Origin of the sequence: Acinetobacter sp. WCHAc010052 (assembly GCF_002165295.2) — a bacterium.
GTDB classification, from domain to species: domain Bacteria; phylum Pseudomonadota; class Gammaproteobacteria; order Pseudomonadales; family Moraxellaceae; genus Acinetobacter; species Acinetobacter chinensis.
On record NZ_CP032143.1, the window covers coordinates 3,410,604 to 3,431,428 of the forward strand.

The following is a 20,825-nucleotide window of genomic DNA, read 5'->3' on the forward strand; positions in this document are numbered from 1 at the left end:
TGCTTTATCAGAATATAAAAGATATTTTAGAGGAAAAACGGATATTTTTTTCAAGAAACGGAGAAGCACGACATCAGGATCAGGATGCTTTTATTTTTTTCCCAGATTTAAAAATGGAGCCTTATTCTGCCATTTTAAGAGGCAATATTCTCTGGAGTATTGGCAGTTTTTCATATTCCTACAGTATTCTGCCTGCCAATACCAAAATGGGACGCTATTGTTCCATTGCCAAAGGTATTTCTGTCCTGGGGGTAAGACATCCGCTGGAATGGTTAACCACCAGCAGTTCCACCTATGACCCTAGATTCCATATTTTCAGCAAATTTCTGCAGGATCACAATTCAGATATTACAGCCATGAATGTACGACGCCGACCCAGTGCAATGAGAGACCATGGTCTGATCATTGGGCATGATGTATGGATTGGGGCAAATGCGGTTTTAAAAAATGATCTGATTATTGGCAATGGGGCAGTGATTGCTGCCAATGCGGTCGTGACCAAAGATGTCCCTGCTTATGCCGTTGTTGGAGGAAATCCTGCCAAAGTGATCAAATACCGGTTCAGTGAAGAACAGATACAGAAACTGCTGGAATCAGAATGGTGGAATTACGAATTTCCAGACATCCAGAAACTGGATATTGAAAATATTGACGAATTTCTTGAACAGTTTGCTCAGATTAAAGCAAGCCTACAACCTTTCAAACCTGAACCACTCACCGTGAATGATTTCAGATCGGTCGAAAAATAACAGTCCACTGTCATCCTTTCTTCCACAGCATAAATGCCTGCTGCATTGCCTGTTTGTCCTCAGGTGATGCTGAAAGCTGTTCCAGCAGACTGAAATCTCCGCAATAAGATTCTTTGACGATACGGTCTGCAAGTTCCTCAATCGCAATCCGTCCCTTATTTTTATAATGTTCAGCAACATCATCCGCCAGCCTTATATCCCAGCAGGACACCACGGAACTCATATCTACAGCGATGCTGAGATAATATTGATTGTGGTTCTGATAAAGCTCCCAGAAATGAGGCTGTTGTTCGATCAGATTCATAACATGTCAAAAATTCATTGATATTTTCAAGATTATGCTGAAAACAGATCCAGGTAAAATAGACTTTAGCTTATTTTATTTACCCATAAAAAAACCACCCTTTCGGGTGGTTCTTCAATCTCCAACTGCGTCTTACTGAGCGCGGTTTTTGATTTTGCGGATGGTTTCCAGCTGAGCAGCAGTTTCTGCAAGAGCAGCCAAAGCAGCAGCAGCGTCCAGATCGCTCTTCTGATTTGCAAGCAAAGTTTCAGCATTTTTACGTGCTTCAATAATTGCCGCCTCATCAAGGCTTTCCGCACGTACAGCTGTATCTGCAAGAACAGTTACAACATGCGGCTGAACTTCAAGTACACCACCTGATACATAGATTAACTCTTCTGTACCGTTCTCAAGCTGAACGCGGATTGCGCCCGGCTTAAGTAAAGTGACTAACGGAGCGTGACCAGGCATGATACCCAATTCACCGCCAGCACCTTTTGCGATAAGCATTGTTACAGTGCCTGAGTACAAAGACTCTTTAACACTTACAACGTCACATTGCATAGTCGACATGTGAATCTCCTAAATGAGAGTTGCTAATTAAAGCTTCTCGGCTTTAGCGATCACTTCGTCAATACCACCAACCATATAGAACGCCTGTTCTGGAATGTGGTCGTATTCACCAGCTAGAAGACCTTTAAAGCCACGAATCGTTTCTTTAAGCGGTACAAGTTTACCAGGAGCACCAGTAAACACTTCAGCTACGTGGAACGGTTGAGAGAAGAAACGCTGGATCTTACGTGCACGGTATACAGTAAGTTTGTCTTCTTCTGCCAGTTCGTCCATACCAAGAATTGCGATAATGTCTTTCAGTTCTTTATAACGCTGAAGAACGTTTTGAACTGAACGAGCGATTTCGTAATGCTCAGCACCCACTACAAGTGGATCCAACTGACGTGAAGTTGAGTCAAGTGGATCGATCGCTGGATAAATACCAGAAGATGCGATGTCACGGCTCAATACAACAGTTGCGTCCAGGTGAGCGAACGTAGTTGCAGGCGATGGATCTGTTAAGTCATCGGCAGGTACGTATACCGCTTGGATTGACGTAATAGAACCAGACTTAGTCGATGTAATACGTTCCTGAAGAACACCCATCTCTTCTGCAAGTGTAGGCTGATAACCTACAGCAGATGGCATACGACCTAACAGTGCTGATACTTCAGTACCTGCAAGTGTATAACGGTAGATGTTATCTACGAACAATAGAACGTCACGGCCTTTACCGTTTTCGTCTTTCTCGTCACGGAAATATTCAGCCATAGTCAGACCAGTCAACGCTACGCGTAAACGGTTACCTGGTGGCTCATTCATCTGACCGTAGACCATTGCTACTTTGTCAAGAACGTTGGAATCTTTCATCTCGTGATAGAAGTCGTTACCTTCACGAGTACGCTCACCAACACCAGCAAACACAGATAAACCTGAGTGAGCTTTCGCGATGTTGTTGATCAGTTCCATCATGTTTACGGTTTTACCAACACCCGCACCACCGAATAAACCAACTTTACCACCTTTAGCAAACGGGCAAAGTAAGTCGATGACTTTAATACCAGTTTCTAAAAGATCAGTAGAAGCAGCCTGTTCAGCATAAGAAGGCGCCTGACGGTGAATCGGTAAACGCGCTTCAGTTGCAACTGGACCAGCTTCGTCGATTGGGCGACCAAGAACGTCCATAATACGACCAAGAGTCGCTGTACCAACTGGTACAGAGATAGGCGCGTTAGTGTTAGTTACGTTCAGACCACGCTTAAGGCCTTCAGTAGAACCCATTGCAATAGTACGAACTACGCCATCACCAAGTTGTTGCTGAACTTCAAGTGTAGTTTCAGTGCCATCAACGTGGAGAGCGTCATAGATCTTAGGAACGCTGTTACGTTCAAACTCGACGTCGATAACCGCGCCGATGATCTGAATGATACGACCGCTACTCATTGCTGTCTCCTCAATTCAAAATAATGTTAAACGGCAGCGGCACCACCAACGATCTCAGAAATTTCCTGAGTAATCGCGGCTTGATGCAGCTTGTTATAAATAAGTTGCAGGCTCTTGATCAAATCACCAGCGTTGTCAGTTGCAGCTTTCATTGCAACCATACGAGCTGACTGCTCACACGCGATGTTTTCGATCACACCTTGATATACCACAGACTCGATATAACGAACCAGTAAGCCATTTAAAAGCTCTTCAGCTTCAGGCTCATAGATATAGTCCCAACCGTACTGACGGTTAAGAGTCTTGTCATCTTCAGCAGCTGCTAAAGGAACAAGCTGTTCAATCTTCTGATCTTGAGTCATGGCATTGACAAAGCCGTTTGACACTAAATAAATACGATCTAACTCGCCTTTATCAAACGCGTCCAACATCACCTGTACAGAACCAGATAACTGTTCAAGACTTGGTGTATCACCGACGTTTGTCGTTGCACCAAGTACTTTACCGCCGTAGTTTTTAAAAAACGAAACCGCTTTTTGACCAATCAAAGCAAACTGAACTTCAATTGACTGCTCTTGTTGCTGTTGTACGTGTTTGACCACTTTTTTGAACAGGTTAATGTTCAAACCACCAGCAAGGCCGCGATCTGAAGAAACAATGATATAGCCAACGCGCTTCACAGGGCGTTCAACCATATAACGGTGTTTATATTCAGGATTCGCCTGGACCAGATGAGCAATTACACGGTGCATATTTTCGGCATACGGACGGCCCTGAGCCATGCGCTCTTGCGCACGACGCATCTTAGAAGCCGCTACCATTTGCATCGCGCGAGTAATTTTCTGCGTGCTCTTGATACTGGCTACTTTGGCGCGAATTTCTTTTAAATTTGCCATACGCTTAACCTAGTATTCGAAAGCCCTTTCGAGCTTTCGAAGGTTGATTCCGTGAACCAAACCTTAACTATGCTTCAACAGGTTGAAACTTAGTAAGTTTGAGTCGCTTTAAAGCTTTCAATACCAGCTTTGAATGCTGCTTCGATATCTTTATCCCAAGCACCAGTCTCGTCAATTTTTTGCATTAACGCAGCTTGTTCTGAACGGAAGTAAGAAACCAGCGCAGCATCAAATGCAACGATTTTCTTCACTTCAACGTCAGCCATGTAGCCTTCGTTAGATGCATAAATTGAAACAGCCTGATCAGCGATTGAATATGGAGCATACTGTTTCTGCTTCATTAATTCAGTTACGCGCTGACCGTGTTCAAGTTGCTTACGGGTTGCTTCATCAAGGTCAGAAGCAAACTGAGCAAACGCTGCAAGTTCACGGTATTGAGCCAAAGCGGTACGGATACCACCAGACAATTTTTTGATGACCTTAGTCTGAGCAGAACCACCAACACGTGATACAGAAATACCCGCGTTCACAGCAGGACGGATACCTGCGTTGAATAATGATGTTTCAAGGAAGATCTGACCATCAGTAATCGAAATTACGTTCGTTGGTACGAATGCAGATACGTCACCCGCTTGAGTTTCAATGATTGGTAATGCAGTTAATGAACCAGTCTGGCCTTTAACTTCACCATTCGTGAATTTCTCAACATAGTCAGCAGAAACGCGCGAAGCACGTTCAAGAAGACGGGAGTGAAGATAGAATACATCACCTGGATACGCTTCACGACCTGGTGGACGACGTAACAGTAATGAAATCTGACGGTAAGCAACTGCTTGCTTAGACAGATCATCATAAATGATCAGAGCGTCTTCACCGCGGTCACGGAAGTATTCACCCATTGTACAGCCAGAGTATGGAGCCAGGTACAGCATTGCTGCTGGATCGGCTGCAGCTGCTGCTACAACAGTTGTATACGCCATAGCGCCAGTTTCTTCCAGCTTGCGCACAACGTTAGCGATAGTCGACTGTTTCTGACCAATAGCTACGTATACACATTTAATGCCAGAGTTTTTCTGAGCGATGATCGCATCGATCGCCATTGCTGTTTTACCAGTCTGACGGTCACCAATGATCAGCTCACGCTGACCACGGCCTACAGGGATCATTGTATCTACTGATTTATAACCAGTCTGTACAGGTTGATCCACTGATTGACGCCAGATTACGCCTGGTGCTACTTTTTCAACAGCATCAGTTAATTTAGCATCAATTGGGCCTTTACCATCAATCGGGTTACCCAAAGCATCTACTACACGGCCTAAAAGTTCTGGACCAACCGGAACTTCCAATACACGACCTGTGCAACGAGCTTTCTGGCCTTCCTGAAGGCTTAAGTAGTTACCTAAAACAACGACGCCCACTGAATCCTGTTCTAGGTTCAGTGCCATACCGTATAAGCCGCCGTCGAATTCGATCATTTCACCGTACATTGCATCAGCAAGGCCGTGAATACGCACAATACCGTCGGAAACCATAACAATGGTCCCTTCGTTCTTAGCGGTCGCGCTGGTGTCCAGATCGCCGATACGCTGTTTAATGAGCGCACTGATCTCGGATGGATTCAGTTGTTGCATTGCGCTATACCTCAATCTTTTATAAGTTCAGTCTTCTTCTATGCAGTAATTTTTATTCAAAAATTACGCAAGAAGACGAGTCCGCATTTTTTCCAGCTTGTTAAGCGCAGAATCATCTATCACTTGGTCGCCTGCACGAATAACCACACCAGCAATAAGCGCTGGTTTAACTTCAACAGAAACGTTTACAGCAGCTTCAAATTTTTTCTCTAAAGCATGTGTAAGCAGTTGTTCCTGTACAGAAGTCAATGGGAATGCCGATTCAATCACGACATCCACAGTATTGTTATTCTGTGATTTGAGCTGTTCGTATTCAGCAGAAATTTCAGGAAGAAGCGCCAAACGGTTGTTTTCAGCAAGCAATGTCAAAAAGTTTGACACAGCTGCAGTTTGGTCTTCGCCTAATACTTTTGCAAAAAGACTTACCTGCTCAGCAGGAGTAAGCTCAGGGCGATTTAAGAAAGCTGAAAATGCATCGTCTTGCACCGCAGCACTGAGCAGTTCAAGTGCTTTTGACCATGAGTCAGTTGCACTTTGCTCAGAAGCGTAAGCAAATGCTGCTTTAGCGTATGGGCGTGCCAACGTCAAGAGTTCAGCCATAATCCGCCCCTCTTAAAGTTTAGCAGCCAGCTGAGTCAGCATGGCATTGTGAGCTTCTGCATCAACTTGCTGGCTGAGAATTTTCTCAGCACCAGTCACTGCAAGAGCAGCAACCTGTTGACGTAATTCTTCACGGGCAGCATTGATTTCAGTATCAACAGCTTCTTTAGCCTGTTGACGGATACGCTCACCTTCAGCAGATGCCTGAGTACGCGCTTCTTCTACCAGTTGTGCACCGCGGCGGTTCGCTTGTTCAATCAATTGAGCCGCTTGCGCTTTAGCTGCATCCAGTTCAGCTTTAACCTGAGCTTGCGCATCGGCAAGGTCAGCTTTCGCTTTCTCGGCTGCATTTAAGCCATCAGCGATTTTACGCTGACGCTCACTAATCGCATTGATTAGTGGTGGCCATACAAACTTCATACAGAATGCGACGAAAATCGCAAATGCAATCGCTTGGCCAATCAATGTGAGGTTGATATTCATTGCTATTCCTCAATAGTTTAATTTAGGAATTAAGCTGATTAACCTACAAATGGATTAGCGAAGATGAAGAACAAGCCAATACCAACACCGATCATAGGCACAGCATCAAGAAGACCCGCGATTAAGAACATACGAGTTTGAAGTTGTGGAGCCAATTCTGGTTGACGAGCAACAGCTTCAAGGAAGCGACCGCCTAAAAGACCAAAACCAATCGCAGTACCTAAAGCACCAAAAGCGATCAAAATAGCAGCTGCAATCGCAACAAGACCAAGACCTAGTTCCATGATAATTCCTCAGAGGTTAGGTTTTATACCAAATTAAATTAAAAAAAATTATACCCAACCATCCGTTGACAGTCAGGCAATACCATTAATGCTTTTCGCTTGCCATGCTTAGATAAACGATGGTCAGCATCATAAAAATAAATGCTTGCAGGGTGATAATCAAAATATGGAAAATCGCCCATGGCACAGACAATGCCCACTGGATCCAGAACGGTAATAATGCAATAAGAATGAAGATTAATTCACCCGCATACATGTTACCAAATAATCGTAGAGCCAAAGAGATTGGACGTGCAAGGAAAGTTACCAATTCCAAAAGTAAGTTAAATGGAATTAAAAGCGCTTTAGCAATTGGATTACTTGGGTTAAATGGGTTCAGTGCTAGTTCACCTACAAAACCACTCACACCTTTTTCACGGATACTGTAGAAAATGATAAGAGCAAATACAGATAAAGACATACCAAGGGTAACGTTAGGATCTGTAGTAGGTACAATTTTGAAATACACACTGTGCGGATCCATACCGAACACGTTGCTACCGATAACAGTTGCAAGATGTGGAATGAAGTCCACTGGCACTAAATCCATTAAGTTCATGAGGAAAATCCACACAAAAATAGTGAGTGCCAACGGTGCAATCAAACGAGACTTCCCGTGGAAAGTATCACGAACACTTGAGTCCACAAACTCGATAATCATTTCGATTGCAGACTGGAACTTGGTTGGAACACCAGAGTTTGCAGCTTTCGCCACACACCAGAACAGCAAACAGAAAATCAGACCCAGTCCGATAGACCAACCCATTGAATCCAAGTGAATAGCAGTGAACCCCATCTGTTGAGCTTCAGCACCACTTTCAGCCAATTTCCATGTACCGTCTGGCATTTTGCCATAGGTCATATTGGTCAAGTGATGCTTGATATACTCGGTCGAAGTAAGGGCATGTTCTTCAGCAGCCATAAATCACACCTGGTCAATGTAAAAACTAATAGAATCAGACGAATATCGCGTGCTGCCTGATATCTCGCCTGCTCCTGAAAACCTTTTCAATTTTTGCTGTGTTTATACTCATTTTTGTAAACGGGTTGCCCAGAAAGGCGCAATCCACGTCATTGCTTGTACAAGTATAAAACCACAAAACAATGCCACCGGGGATAACGGTTTCACATTGCTTAAAATTAAAATGAATCCAACAATCACGATCGTAAACTTACCCATCATGCCTCGATACATGTTCGAAAGAACCTGTTTAGATGCTCGCGCGCCTGCTGCTCGAAATGACTGCCAGGAAAAATAACAACTGGCAAGCCAACATATACATGCACCGAGTGCTGCACTGAGAGCCGCAGTCGAGTCTTTCAGGACCCATCCTATCAAGGCTGAAACAGGAATCATTAAGGCTTGCAGGAAGACCAAAGCTTTTGCTAATCGTCGGTCAATCAAGCGACTGGCTCGGCTCATTTATTATCTACTCACAGCATTAATGCTTGACAAGTTTAGCTGGTGATCGTTTTTAATCGCGAGCATTATAGAGTTACCCCCCTGAACATGCAATCTTTTCCCGACCTTAGTCGCGTTTTTTTCGATGTACAGGCTGGTTTTGATATAATCAGTTTCTGTTCATTTTTTGCATTATTTTCGTGCATTCAGTACACACCCCTGCACATGGTCTGCCAGGGTTTTCCATGCTGAAATGAATTCAGTTGATCCGCTCATATTTTCATCCACCACCTGAAAAACCACCGGTGCCAGCTTACCATACTGATTTTTACCAGCATGCCCTTCGGCAAGCAGACACATACGTGGCATCGGTCGGCTGTCATTCAGATACTTGATCTGAGCAATTGAAGGTGCAACATGTGGATCTTCAGTCAGCGCACCTGCAAATTTCAGATTCAGCACACGTTCCAGATACTGATACGCATCATGATATGACCAGTAAGGCTTCGCTGTTGCAGTTGTGCTGTGTTTTTGTGCAGCCTGAAGCAGACTGCCTGAAAACGCCCTTGCATTAGACCAGTATTTTTCTTTATTTTCAGGCATTTGCTGTGATCTGAGTGCTGCAATAAAGAACGCAATCCGGACAGCATTGTTGGGATCAAGCCATACATGGGTATCCACTGTGTTTTTCAGTGCAGTACCACGCGCACTGCGCTGAGGTAAAGCAGTCATAATGCCCGAATCAAGCAAAGCAACGGCTTTCTGGTTATCACCCAGCACCTTTTCAAGTGGCGCTTCATGCGCTTTTCCCAGCCAGATCACCAGTGAAGCATCCATGATGGCTTTACGATGCGCAGGTGTCAGTGTGACATCATGTCCCGCCTGATCTTTCAGTAACAGTACCGGCTCTTCCACACCTTTTGTCACTTCCTGTGCAATCAGAAATACAGGATGCGTGGATACCACCAGACTTTGTGCCGATGCAGCCATGCTGAAAAGCATAAGCATACTCAATGCTAAAAAACGAGACATGAAAATAGATCACTGATTAAACAATAGGTGTTATAATATAACAAATCGCTAAAAATACCTATGCCTGATCGAAACTCTGATGGCTTCGTGTTAAAATTATGGGCTGCATAAAATTCAAATATTCTGTTTTAGAGGTCGTTTATGAGTTCCTGTTCGCACGAACATCACAATGCACTGCATGGCGTACATGACCATCATAATACTGAAAGTCGCCTGACTGAAGCAGAAGCTCTGTGTGCCAGTACCGGTGCCCGCCTCACACCTTTGCGCAAAGAAGTGCTGGAACTTATCCTGAATGCATCAGGTCCTATGGGCGCATATGACCTGCTGGCGAAAATAAAAAGTGAATCTGATCGTCCAGCTGCGCCACCTACAGTCTATCGAACACTGGACTTTTTACTTGAAAAGGGTCTGATTCATCGACTGACTTCCATCAATGCCTATATTCCCTGCTGCCATCCCCGTGAAGGACATCAGGCTGCATTCCTGATCTGTACAGAATGCCGTAGGGTCAAGGAGGCATCTGCACAGGGACTTTTACAACAGATTGATGAAATTGCAACATCAGATCAGTTCAGTGCCCATCACAGTATTATTGAAATTTCAGGAATCTGTCAGCAGTGTCGCAGCAAGCAATAAGCCCCTCCCCTCTGATCAGTCTGTCTCAGATCAGTGTCAGAATTGATGAGCGGGACATTCTGAAAAATGTCGATTTTTCACTGTATCCAAAAGAAATTGTGACGCTGATCGGCCCCAATGGTGCCGGCAAATCCACACTGATCAAAGTGCTGCTTGGTATTGTCAAACCTGTTTCAGGTCAGATTCAAAGCACACAGAAACTGAAATATTCCTATGTTCCGCAGAAGTTCAATCCCTCTCACAGCCTGCCACTCAGAGTCTCTGATCTGCTTGAACTTGAACCTTGTGATGCAACCATAAAAGAAGAAATTATCCGAGATACCGGTATTTCCAGATTAATGCAGTCCAAAGTTCAGCAGTTGTCCGGTGGGGAACGTCAGCGTGTCCTGCTGGCACGTGCACTTTTACGACATCCGGACATTCTGGTACTGGATGAACCTATGCAGGGACTGGATATTCAGTCTGAAGCTGAACTGTATGATTATGTACGCAGTCTGCCTGAAAAATATGGCTGTGCCATTCTGATGGTGTCTCACGATCTGCAATGGGTTATGCAGGGAACTCACCGTGTGGTCTGTCTGAATAAACATATCTGTTGCAGCGGTTCACCTGAAAATATTCAGCAGCACCCAGAATATCAGGCAATATTTGGCACAAACCGGGTGTTTTATCAACACCATCATGATCACTGTGCGCATGGTGACAGCGCAACCCCCTGCCAGCATGATACCCGTCCACATATTCACCCAGAACCGGAAGCCTGAGCCATGATGGAATGGTTACAACTGTTACTGCCTGCATGGATTATGGGAACGCTGCTGGTTTTCCTGACTGCCCCTTTAGGTTGCCTGATGCTGTGGCGACGCATGTCTTTTTTTGCTGACACCATGGCACATGGGACACTATTGGGCGTTGCAATTGCGGGCGCACTCAGTCTGCCCCTCTGGACCGGTGTAACACTGCTGGCACTGCTGCTGGTGGGTGTACTGTGGGTTCTTCATGACCCCCGACTGCCAAATGATGCCTTGCTGGCTCTGTGTTCCGCCACCCTGCTCTGCTCAGGACTGCTGTTTATTCAGCATATTCCGAGTCTGCGTCCAGAACTGCTCAGCTACCTGTTTGGAGATCTGCTGACTATTTCCTGGTCGGATTTACCGATGTTTGCCGGAGTGATCACCGTTGCACTGCTGATCCTTTACAGACACTGGAAAGCGCAGATTCAGATTGCCATTGATCCTGATATTGCCATCAGCGAAGGTATCAATACCAAGTTGCAAAGACTGATTTTCATGCTTTTACTGGCGATGTTTACCGTACTTGCCTTACGGGCAGTCGGCTCACTGCTTATGGGAGCTTTACTGGTGATTCCTGCGCTGACGGCAAGACTGCTGGCGCACTCACCAAGACAAATGGTGATCTGGGCATTCATCATTGCACAACTGGGGGTTACCGCTGGTTTATGGTCCAGTGCCGGACTGAACACTTCTACAGGTTTAACCATTGTCCTGACCATGGCAATTTTGTTTGTTGTTGTGTTTATTTCTCATAAAATGAAAAAATAAAGTAATTTTTATAAGGCCATGTAATTACATAGCCTTTTTACTTTTTTTAAGGTTGCGTCATTTCACCACTATAAAACACACGATTAGGATTACCAGTAGAACTCATTGTAATAATTAGATGGGATTCCTCATCCTCAATAAAAGTGGATACTTCCAAAGTCTTATCATTATCACATTCAAATAGTGCTCGAATTCTTAGCTTTTTCTGAATCAAATTAGAATATCTATCCGTGTCAATTAATTCACTTTGAATATTTTGACAAAAACCTATTGAATCTAATTCAGGGCGTTTCGCATTTTGAAATTCCATGTAGAAACTCAAACCTTGACTATCCTTAAACCAAAGATTCAAACTAAGGTGAGAGGGTCCTAAAGTTTTCAGATTCGGTATCTCTGAACTTATATTTTGAGTTTCAATATTTTCATCCTCTCCAAATCTATTACTCTCATACAATAAGCCTTGATTGAACTCAAGATTATTTGATTCATCCGAATATGATAATTCAGAAGTCTGTGTCACCTCATCAGCTGCTTCCACAGCTTGAGAAACTGTTGTTGTATCAGCATTGAGAGTTTCAAAATTTGGACTTCTATTGTTTAGTAAGTAAATAATAAAACCTATGGATATAGTTAACAAAAAAGCTAATACCATAGTCATTTTTGATTTGGTATTTACCGTTGTTTGATTTATTGTTCTCATTTTTAAAGTAGTGTTTTTAGCCTTTTTCTCAGCCAAAGTTTCAAAACTTAGCCCAATTGCAGCAACTATTAAACCAATAGCCCAAATTGATAATGGCACAATCACTGAGCCAAATATAAAAACCCCTACCATTCCCCAAAAACTTCTAGGTTCAATAATTGAATAAGCAATATAATACGGAAGCAATATAAATGTTAAATACATTCCTAAAGCGACCAAATAGCCCAAAATCAATAAAAATGCACGCATAATACACAAAAAAAAATAAATTTAAAATTATGATTATAGTAACAAATTTAAAATATTATTGATGCACTAAGCTCAACAAACCTGCAGCACAACTGAACAGAACTGCAAATGTTCGGTTCATATACTTCTGCTGCTTTGGAGATTTCAGCAGTCTCAGTACCTTTGCTGCAAGCCCTGTATATCCTGCCATAACAATCAGATCAATAGTCACCATTGTGGCAGCCATGATCACATACTGAATCCATTGCGGTCTGGAAAGATCAAGAAACTGAGGTAAAACCGCAAGTAAAAATACAATTGCTTTCGGATTGCTCATATTGACAATAAAACCATTGCCTATCAGCCTGATAATGGATTTTGACTTCTGTTCCTGCTGAATCTGAATATTCTGAACAGGCGCACGCCATTGCATCCAGGCAAGGTACAGCAGATAAAATACACCAAACCATTTGATCGCCTGAAAAGCCAAAGGCGTAGTCGCAAAGAGTACACCGACCCCCGCAGCAACAATGCTGATCTGGACCAGCAGAGCCAGCTGTAATCCTATAACCGTCCAGTAACCGCGACGAAAACCATAGTTCAGTCCACTGGACATGGATGCAATAGCTCCTGCTCCTGGTGAAACACTGATTACCCAGCATGCCAGCATATATGCCAGCCAGATCTGAAAAGACATAAAAATAGAAAAAAGGACACTGATTGAAATATTATTATATGACTTTTCATGTTTATGATGTAAAAACTTAGATCACTGAAAAACGTCATTGGGCTGTTCACTCAGATGATCATAAGGCACAATACAGACAGCCACTCACTTTATATAAGAATTCAGGAGCCATGAATGACAGCTCAAACCGTAATTTTACCGTTACCTTCAAATCATGCCCGTTTTATTGTTTTAAATTTAAAAAATCTGTCAATTGATGGTTTAAAAGAACAGCTCAATGCACTGTTGAGCACCCGTGACCGTTTAATCACTCAGCATCCCGAAGCTGAAATTAAAACGTCTATCGCGTTCGGTCCTGAACTCTGGAGCAAACTGCACCAACAGTCACCAGAAGGATTTAAACAGCTCAGCCCCGTTCATGGCTCCTTTGAAATGCCTGTGGTTCCAGCAGATGTACTGATTCATATTGCATCTACCCGCTCTGATCTATGCTTTGCAATGAGCCAGTCTTTTTTTGATGGTATCCAGGATCAGGTTGACGTGCTGGATGAACGTGTCTGCTTCCGCTATCTGGATGGACGGGATCTGACAGGATTTATTGATGGAACGGAGAATCCTCAGTTTCCTGATGATCGTGGTGAGACTGCTCTTTTAGGTGAAGATGCCGGAATTTTTGCAGATGGCTCCTTTGTTTTTGCACAACGTTATGTGCATGATCTGGAAAAATGGAAAAAATTAAAGGTTGATGCTCAGGAACATGTCATTGGCCGTACAAAACTCGAAAGTATTGAACTTGATGATGATGTTAAGCCTGAAAATTCACATATTGCCCGTGCAGTGATTGAAGATGATGAAGGTGAAGAGCTTGAAATCTTGCGTCATTCTTTACCTTATGGTGATGGTAAAGGTGAACAGGGGCTGTTCTTTATTGCTTATACCAAAGATTTAACCCGTATTGATAAGATGCTGATCAGAATGTTTGGTACCAGTGGTGATGGTATTCATGACCGCCTACTCCATTTTGTCACTGCCGTAGATGGTGCTTACTTTTTTGCACCGAGTGAAGATTTGTTGGAAAATGTTTTGGAAGGGTGAGGAAGACCCGAAGCAGCTTGTGAGCTGCTTCTTTCATTTAATCCTTCTTAATTAACAACTTTATCTCAAAAATGTTAATTTAAATTAACCACCATCCTTTTTGAGCCTTCAAAATAAATCAAATGAAATTCTTTATCTATTTCTACATTTCTTCCTGCATAAATAATTTTTTCAGTAAGTAGTCTATTCTCTTTAACTTTCATTACTCTTACATAAGATCCATCTTCATCCTGAAATGGTGAAACAATTAAAATCAATCCATTAGCACCATGTAACACGACAGCACTTCCATCCTGTGGATTTATAAAATTATATTTTTTAAGCAGCTTATCCCCAGGTATTAAATTGAAATTATTACATTTTTCACCATTCTGATTCCTTAAACACTTGAAGTGTATATCTGACCTATATGGCAATTTAGTAAATTTTTCTTTTTTATTATCGTCGGATTCAACTATTTTAAAAAAAATTCCGTTCTCAAATCTATAACATTCATTTTCCACATTAATATTATTATCTTTATACGAGTAAGTCGTACCGAACAGACATAACTTATTGCTGTTTTTATAATATTCAATTTTTGCAGGCTCTTTATTTATCACCCTTAATTTATCATCAACAAAATTACCAACCATTTGCGACAAAGGAAAAACCATGTTTTTAATTGGATCTAAAACTACAATTAATTTAACAACCCTATCCTCTCCACCATTATTTCTTTTCTTATCAATAGTTAAAAGTATTTTATTGTTTGAGAAATTTATTTTATCATTAATATGATTACTATAAAATGATAGATTCTCACGAGAACAAAAATCTATCAATTCATTATCAAACTTACAGTTTGATACATCTTTTTTACTAATGGCTTGATTAAATCCAACCACTCCATCCTTATCCCATTTTGAGTAAGTATTGTTTGCAGATAAAAATCCTAATATTAATATTAATAGAGCCTGATTTAATTTCATTTCAAACCTTTTTGAATTCGTGGTATGATTTAATTTTTTCAAATATTTTTTTAACTTTCAGCGTAGAATGAGAATTAGCTCTGTTAGTACCAGACTGATGATAACCAATTGATCCATCCGACATTACTCCAAATTTATTCTTAAACCCTTTTGGTAATGCTATAGATGCCCACTCTTTAGAAGCATCAACCATTGCCTGATCAACTGTTGCAGTTCCTGTACAAATAAGATTATAAATTGAAGAACGGCCTTTTAATAAATGTTCCTTAAAAACTCTTTCTTGCATAGTTTCATCATATAATTCATTACCTGATAAATTTAATCTAGTTTTTGCTGCATCCAAAGTTGAAGGAATTGTCTGATATTTCCCTGTTGCAAACCGTCTTCTTTTATCTTCCCAGGTATAATTTTTAGCGGCATCTAAAAGGTTATTAATACTTTTACCTGTAATTGTTCCGGGCAAATCATTCATTTTACCAAATTTAACTCTTTTTCCTTCAGGAGCACCAGCATTCCAGGCCTCATAGCTACCTTCGCCGCTGGCAATAGCATCTCCTAATTCAACTACCAACTCATCAATAGTTCTATCAGTTAATTTTGAAGTAGTATTTAAAGTCCCTGCTATTCCTGAACAATTTAAAAGAGAAGTTAAATTTAGTTTTTGAGCGATATCAACCATTGCCTGACCATTTAATTCACTTACTGTTTTTTTGAAAAAATTATCATCAAGATAAATATTTGAAAATCTTGTTATATCAAAATGAACCCAGGTGGTTGCACCAGTATCTCCATTGTTAAATTGTTTCGGTTCTAAATATATTTTATCAGTATGTCGTTTCTCACCAGCTCCCATCTTCACAGCCATAACATCTTTTCTAACAAATTCGATATCTTTCAATTCTCTAGTTCTGGTTCGATTTTTATTAATGTGTAAATCCAGTGCTAAACCCATATGATTCACACTGGTTCTTCCTTTTTTCTTGTTATTTTCTATGCAACGGTAACCGGATTCTATATATGCAATTTCGAGCCCCATAGATTTAAATTCATTTTTAAGATAAAAATTCAAGCTCTTTAAAATCCATATTAAAGATCTGTGTAGACCAGGATATTCAATTGCTGTATTGTTTCCAGAAGCAACTCCCTTTTTATTATTTCCATAACCTGAACATTCACCGCATTGGCATGATGCTTTGGCCATAAAATCTGAAATAGGGTACTCATAATAAAACTTATCCAAAGCCACCAACAGACTACCGCAAATTTTACCAGTTTCAGGCATTCCCATATAATCTCTTTGGAATTGCTTAATACATACTGCAGTTAAAGGTGTGAATTCATCTGTTGGCAAAGCACCTCCAAAGCCAGCCAATCGGATATTAATTTCTCTTATTAATTCACTTTTTCCATTAGAAACACATTGAGGAGCTGTCTTGCATAAATTTAGAACATTTGCTTTAGGCATCCCACCATCCACACTCCGGTCTTCTTTAGTTTCAATTTTCACGGTTTCTTTTAAAGCTGCCTTGCTTTCTTCGTACCATTCATTGAGCTGATTCAGAGCATTTTTTTGATACTCTTCCAATGTAGAGAGCATATCTTTATCATTTTTTTTATCAGGTTTCACTGACCCGGAACCTTTTTCAGCCTTGTTCCAAGCCGGAAATATTTTAGAAATAAAATCAGTATCATATTTGGTATTATTACCATTAGCAGGAATATTTAACGGTAATTTAATTACTTGCCCAATACTGATTTTATTTGAATCATCAATATTGTTCACTCTATTAAGTGCTCTAACAGTTGTATGATGCTGTTTGGCAATCTCTGTTAATGTTTCCCCTTTTTGTACAATATGTGTTTTACGTTTATATTCACCATTACTGCCTTTGTTTTCTATTGTTTTTAAATCCAACAGTATTTTGGGACTGATGACCTTTACTAACATTCGATCTTTCGACATCCTGAATGTCTGTACTTTACGCATCTCACCGTTAAAAATACTTTTAATGTACACATCTAAAACTGTACCCCTATCCCTCTGAATTTCATGAAGACAACCCCTAGAATTTGTTGTTCCTTTTACAACATGCTGACCGGATTTATTATTTTTAACCTCATATTTCACTTTAGAAATCGGGTTTCCTAAAAAATCTAAAATTTGTACAGTTACTAAAGATTTATTATTCATTGTTTATTCTTCTACTACTTATTTCTGTTAAATATTCTTTGATATATAAGCTAATTCATCCACATCAAACCCCTCAATATTTAAACCCCACCCTTCATCGGTTCCGACAAGAATTTGAACTTTAGAAGGATCTGTAGTTACTATTTTCCCTGTACGTCCATGTTCATCGATCCGACCTGAAACAAAAGCATTAGTATCCGCAATAAATGCTTTATAGCTGAGTTGGCTGAAATCACCCTGCCAGAACAAATCATAAACATCTAATTTATTGCTATACATAACATCATTTTTCAGCTGGGGAATTTCATAAGGTACTTTCGCCCCACCGACAAAACTATGCTGCCCTGCCTTCGCCTCAAATTTCCCACCGGTCGTAACAAAAACACCTTCTTTATTGATTTTTAACTGTGAACCTCCTGCTGTCAGGATTATTTCCTTTGGACTGATGATTTCAATTTTATCTTCCGTAGAAATCAGCTTGACCACCCTACGGGCAATCATCTCAATGGCATCATCCTGTGCCTGTAATTCAACTTTGCCTTTTGCTGCAAATGCACTGAATCCTTTTTGTGCTGCGAACAGACTGATTCTGTCCTGGGCATGATGCACAATATTTTTTTGCGCGCTGATATTGACCGACCCCTGAGCACTTTCTGCAATATCCTGCGATGCCTGTAAAACAATGTCTTCGGGTGTGGTTAATGCAATTCCTGCAGGAGAGGCCAGCAACATTAAAGCCTGACGGAAAATTTTGCCCTGTTCTATCTTTTTATCATCGTTGCTGTTTTCAAGCCCTTGGGTATAACCCTCCATAAACCCCTGTAAGGTGCTAAGAGCCTGCGCAGGATTGACATTCAGCTGACTGCCTTTACTGAAGGTTCCACAGGTACTTTGAAGATCAAAGTCCTTCATTTCGATATTGGCAAGCACCTTCCCGATATTCTTCAGTGCATTCAGCGGATCTGAATCCAGCTGATCTTTCAGACTACTCAGCTTGCCCTGAATAATGTCAGCCCCATGATCTTCAATATTTTCAATAAAGCTCTTCAGGTTTTCCACAGCCCCCGGCGCATTACTGAAACAGTCCAGAAAATTCTGGGCAATGTCTTTTGAATCTTTTCCAAATTTCTGTATATCTTCGATAAAACTGCCACTGTTTTTCAGTGCTGAAAGTGGATCACTGCTGATTGCATTTTTAAACAGCTCCACCGTCATCTGTAATGCATGATCTGTACTTTTCATTTCGAGGGACTGAATCAGTTTCGGCAGCCGATTGATCACACTCAACGCATCTGCCTGCTGCCGAACAGCCAGGCTGCTTAACATTTTCATCTGCTCAGTTCCCTGATTCAGTAAAGACTGAGCCTGTGCTGCCTCAAGGTGATCAGCAACTGCCTGATCCTGAGCATAGGTACTGATGAGCATGCCTTTTCCTGCCCGCATTGCTCCAAATGCATCGGTTCTGAGCTCAAAACCTTCCCCTCGCCCATTGCTTATTTCTTTATCTTTTGGATGGCTCAGATTTCCAAGATTCAGCTGTGTTGCAGCATGACTGCTTTGCAACTGTGCGCTGATCTGTCCTGCTGTATCATCAAATCTAAGCTGATTGAAACCTGAACCTCCGACTTCAGAAGAACGGATTCCACTGAGTTTTTTACTGTCAGGTAGCTGCCCCTTGAGGTCAAACATGGTGTGGTGACGTTCAGCTTCATGTATCCGACCCACCACAAATGGACGGTCAACGTTTCCATCAAAAAAGTCGATCACCACCAGCTCGCCAATACGGGGATGAAACCGGGCACCATAACCATCACCTGCCCAGGGCGTCAGTACATCGACCCATGCCGAATCTGTGTCATTGTCATTTGTTCCTGCTCCGCCATCATGCTGATGATCATCTGCACGGGTAAACATAAAACGGACTTTGATACGTCCCCAGGCATCCACATAAATACTTTCCCCCTCGGGACCAACTACACGGGCGCGCTGAGGATGTGCTGACGGTCTGTGAATTAAAGGGTTATATTCAGGAACAACTGAAATACTGCGACGGATCAGTTTCAGTTCACATGCCTGCCGCTGTTCAGCTTTGACATTCCAGTGGCTGATGTCCAGTAATGCAGAGAGTTGTGCGGTGAGATCTTTAGGCAGGTTATTCTGATTAAAAAACTGTTTTCCAAGAATCAGGAATTCACGGTCTACGCTCTCATGCTGATCAATTTCGGAATGACCTGTCAGCTCGAACCAGTAGCCAGGCTGTGCATCACGCACACTACTGACCGCAGTAAAATAACGTGACTGTAAATCATAATAATCTGACCACTGCCGATTCAGTTTTTCCAGCTGCTGGCGACCTGATTGCGATACCTGATCATCACCCTTTAAATCTGCTGTCCATGCAGGACTGAGCGTCCATGCCTGCTCCAGATTCAGGCTCTCATTTGCCTGTGAATCACTGTGTAAATGATGACTCAGCAAACCATCGGACTGATCCTGTGTCAGCTGTTCCGCCTGCCACCGCTGTGCCTGAACGGAGGAGGACTGTAAACTTCGATGCCCTGTAAAAGACGAGACTGTGTCAGAATTTTCAGCGGCATGACTCCGATGAAAGCGGATATGCCCCCGCTCCAGCGCTGAATAAGCGTTGTTATGATTGAGCAGTCTTAATTTTTGAGGCTGTATCGGAACAGCTGACCGAACCACTTTATGCTGTGCTTCATCCACCAGCCACGAAATCCCTTCACTACGCCATAAACGGGTCAAAAATTCATAATCCGTTTCATTGGACTGCATCACAAATGGACGGATTTCATCTGCATTTTCAAGACCTTCAATATCCAGACTCAAAGCAGCTGCAAATAATGGACTTTTACTCTGCCATTCACTGAACAGTGTTTCACTGATCTCACGGATACTTTTATTCATGAAAACGCGGCTGTTACGACGCTTATGCCAAAGCGAAGTGGCATCTTCCAGGGTCAGTTTGTACAGGGTAAAAGCCCCATCACTCTGCCCCTGACTGACGGCAGTGATAATTCCAGTGGTACGGAACAACTCACCACTGTCTGTGACCTGATCTACAGCAGCCTGCGCCGCAATAAAACTTTTTAAGGGGATATGAGCATGGGTGGACAGACAGATAATTTCGGCTTTCAGCCCCTGATTAATAAAATGCTGTCCTTCGATACGCTGTATAAAGACCTGAGCGTTTAAAGTGTCACTGGAAAAAGTCAGATGCAGCGCACGTCTTTGCGCACCAAGCCCCATGCTTTCCAGCATGTTATGAATTGTATTTATCATAGAGTTTTATTGTTGTAAGTAAATCTAATAATTATGGCTGCATTCTATTCAATG

General features: G+C 41.9%; 21 protein-coding genes. 5 read left to right on the forward strand and 16 right to left on the reverse strand.

What is annotated here, in order from left to right; translation table 11 throughout:
• Positions 1 to 113 precede the first annotated feature (113 nt).
• Positions 114 to 749, forward strand: coding sequence for a CatB-related O-acetyltransferase (locus CDG61_RS16660; RefSeq protein WP_228199593.1), 636 nt, complete (start codon positions 114 to 116; stop codon positions 747 to 749).
• Positions 750 to 759: 10 nt separating this feature from the next.
• Here the strand turns inward: CDG61_RS16660 and CDG61_RS16665 are convergent, their stop codons facing one another.
• The 11 genes from CDG61_RS16665 to CDG61_RS16715 all read right to left on the reverse strand — a co-directional run bounded on the left by CDG61_RS16665 (position 760) and on the right by CDG61_RS16715 (position 9,397).
• Positions 760 to 1,053, reverse strand: coding sequence for a hypothetical protein (locus tag CDG61_RS16665; protein WP_087551139.1), 294 nt, complete (start codon positions 1,051 to 1,053; stop codon positions 760 to 762).
• A gap of 132 nt (positions 1,054 to 1,185) precedes the next feature.
• Positions 1,186 to 1,605: a F0F1 ATP synthase subunit epsilon gene (locus CDG61_RS16670; RefSeq protein ID WP_087514189.1), complete on the reverse strand. Its 420-nt coding sequence runs from the start codon at positions 1,603 to 1,605 to the stop codon at positions 1,186 to 1,188.
• Between the two features lie 27 nt (positions 1,606 to 1,632).
• Positions 1,633 to 3,027: a F0F1 ATP synthase subunit beta gene (gene atpD, locus CDG61_RS16675; RefSeq protein WP_004684425.1), complete on the reverse strand. Its 1,395-nt coding sequence runs from the start codon at positions 3,025 to 3,027 to the stop codon at positions 1,633 to 1,635.
• A 26-nt stretch (positions 3,028 to 3,053) separates the two neighbouring features.
• Positions 3,054 to 3,923, reverse strand: a complete 870-nt coding sequence (gene atpG, locus CDG61_RS16680; RefSeq protein ID WP_087551138.1) for a F0F1 ATP synthase subunit gamma — start codon at positions 3,921 to 3,923, stop codon at positions 3,054 to 3,056.
• A gap of 89 nt (positions 3,924 to 4,012) precedes the next feature.
• Entirely contained in the window at positions 4,013 to 5,557 is a 1,545-nt protein-coding gene (atpA, locus tag CDG61_RS16685; RefSeq protein WP_087514191.1) for a F0F1 ATP synthase subunit alpha, read from the reverse strand.
• Between the two features lie 63 nt (positions 5,558 to 5,620).
• Entirely contained in the window at positions 5,621 to 6,157 is a 537-nt protein-coding gene (locus CDG61_RS16690) for a F0F1 ATP synthase subunit delta (RefSeq protein ID WP_087514192.1), read from the reverse strand.
• Positions 6,158 to 6,169: 12 nt separating this feature from the next.
• The gene (locus tag CDG61_RS16695; protein ID WP_086178663.1) at positions 6,170 to 6,640 is read right to left on the reverse strand and encodes a F0F1 ATP synthase subunit B; all 471 of its coding nucleotides are present in this window, start codon (positions 6,638 to 6,640) and stop codon (positions 6,170 to 6,172) included.
• 38 nt (positions 6,641 to 6,678) lie between these two features.
• Positions 6,679 to 6,924, reverse strand: a complete 246-nt coding sequence (atpE, locus tag CDG61_RS16700) for a F0F1 ATP synthase subunit C (protein WP_016654735.1) — start codon at positions 6,922 to 6,924, stop codon at positions 6,679 to 6,681.
• Between the two features lie 85 nt (positions 6,925 to 7,009).
• Positions 7,010 to 7,885 carry a F0F1 ATP synthase subunit A gene (gene atpB, locus CDG61_RS16705; RefSeq protein ID WP_087514193.1) on the reverse strand — a complete coding sequence of 292 codons (876 nt, stop codon included), beginning with the start codon at positions 7,883 to 7,885 and terminating at the stop codon, positions 7,010 to 7,012.
• A gap of 108 nt (positions 7,886 to 7,993) precedes the next feature.
• On the reverse strand, positions 7,994 to 8,386 hold the full coding sequence (locus tag CDG61_RS16710; RefSeq protein ID WP_087514194.1) for an ATP synthase subunit I: 393 nt from the start codon (positions 8,384 to 8,386) through the stop codon (positions 7,994 to 7,996).
• Positions 8,387 to 8,557: 171 nt separating this feature from the next.
• Positions 8,558 to 9,397, reverse strand: coding sequence for a metal ABC transporter solute-binding protein, Zn/Mn family (locus tag CDG61_RS16715; protein ID WP_087551137.1), 840 nt, complete (start codon positions 9,395 to 9,397; stop codon positions 8,558 to 8,560).
• Positions 9,398 to 9,538: 141 nt separating this feature from the next.
• On the opposite strand from CDG61_RS16715, the gene CDG61_RS16720 reads away from it, so the two are divergent.
• The 3 genes from CDG61_RS16720 to znuB are packed head-to-tail and all read left to right on the forward strand — an operon-like array spanning position 9,539 to position 11,598.
• Positions 9,539 to 10,036 (forward strand): transcriptional repressor, encoded by a 498-nt coding sequence (locus tag CDG61_RS16720; protein ID WP_087514196.1) that lies wholly within the window; start codon positions 9,539 to 9,541, stop codon positions 10,034 to 10,036.
• On the forward strand, positions 10,018 to 10,800 hold the full coding sequence (znuC, locus tag CDG61_RS16725; protein WP_087514197.1) for a zinc ABC transporter ATP-binding protein ZnuC: 783 nt from the start codon (positions 10,018 to 10,020) through the stop codon (positions 10,798 to 10,800). Before CDG61_RS16720 ends, znuC begins: the two co-directional genes overlap by 19 nt.
• Positions 10,801 to 10,803: 3 nt before the next feature.
• Positions 10,804 to 11,598, forward strand: a complete 795-nt coding sequence (gene znuB, locus CDG61_RS16730) for a zinc ABC transporter permease subunit ZnuB (RefSeq protein ID WP_087551136.1) — start codon at positions 10,804 to 10,806, stop codon at positions 11,596 to 11,598.
• Between the two features lie 46 nt (positions 11,599 to 11,644).
• On the opposite strand, the gene CDG61_RS16735 is transcribed toward znuB, so the two are convergent.
• Together CDG61_RS16735 and CDG61_RS16740 are read right to left on the reverse strand one after the other, a co-directional pair.
• Positions 11,645 to 12,547, reverse strand: a complete 903-nt coding sequence (locus CDG61_RS16735) for a hypothetical protein (protein WP_087551135.1) — start codon at positions 12,545 to 12,547, stop codon at positions 11,645 to 11,647.
• 55 nt (positions 12,548 to 12,602) lie between these two features.
• Positions 12,603 to 13,223, reverse strand: coding sequence for a LysE family transporter (locus CDG61_RS16740; RefSeq protein WP_087551134.1), 621 nt, complete (start codon positions 13,221 to 13,223; stop codon positions 12,603 to 12,605).
• A 165-nt stretch (positions 13,224 to 13,388) separates the two neighbouring features.
• Here CDG61_RS16740 and CDG61_RS16745 point away from each other — a divergent pair, with 165 nt between their 5' ends.
• Complete coding sequence (locus CDG61_RS16745) at positions 13,389 to 14,309, forward strand: Dyp-type peroxidase (RefSeq protein ID WP_087551133.1); 921 nt, start codon at positions 13,389 to 13,391, stop codon at positions 14,307 to 14,309.
• Between the two features lie 74 nt (positions 14,310 to 14,383).
• Here the strand turns inward: CDG61_RS16745 and CDG61_RS16750 are convergent, their stop codons facing one another.
• From CDG61_RS16750 to CDG61_RS16760, 3 genes are read right to left on the reverse strand one after another with little or no spacing between them, the layout of a single operon-like run.
• On the reverse strand, positions 14,384 to 15,280 hold the full coding sequence (locus CDG61_RS16750) for a hypothetical protein (protein ID WP_087551132.1): 897 nt from the start codon (positions 15,278 to 15,280) through the stop codon (positions 14,384 to 14,386).
• A 1-nt stretch (position 15,281) separates the two neighbouring features.
• Positions 15,282 to 17,471, reverse strand: coding sequence for a LysM peptidoglycan-binding domain-containing protein (locus tag CDG61_RS16755; RefSeq protein WP_087551131.1), 2,190 nt, complete (start codon positions 17,469 to 17,471; stop codon positions 15,282 to 15,284).
• A 27-nt stretch (positions 17,472 to 17,498) separates the two neighbouring features.
• Positions 17,499 to 20,771 carry a type VI secretion system Vgr family protein gene (locus CDG61_RS16760; protein WP_087551130.1) on the reverse strand — a complete coding sequence of 1,091 codons (3,273 nt, stop codon included), beginning with the start codon at positions 20,769 to 20,771 and terminating at the stop codon, positions 17,499 to 17,501.
• Positions 20,772 to 20,825 lie beyond the last annotated feature (54 nt).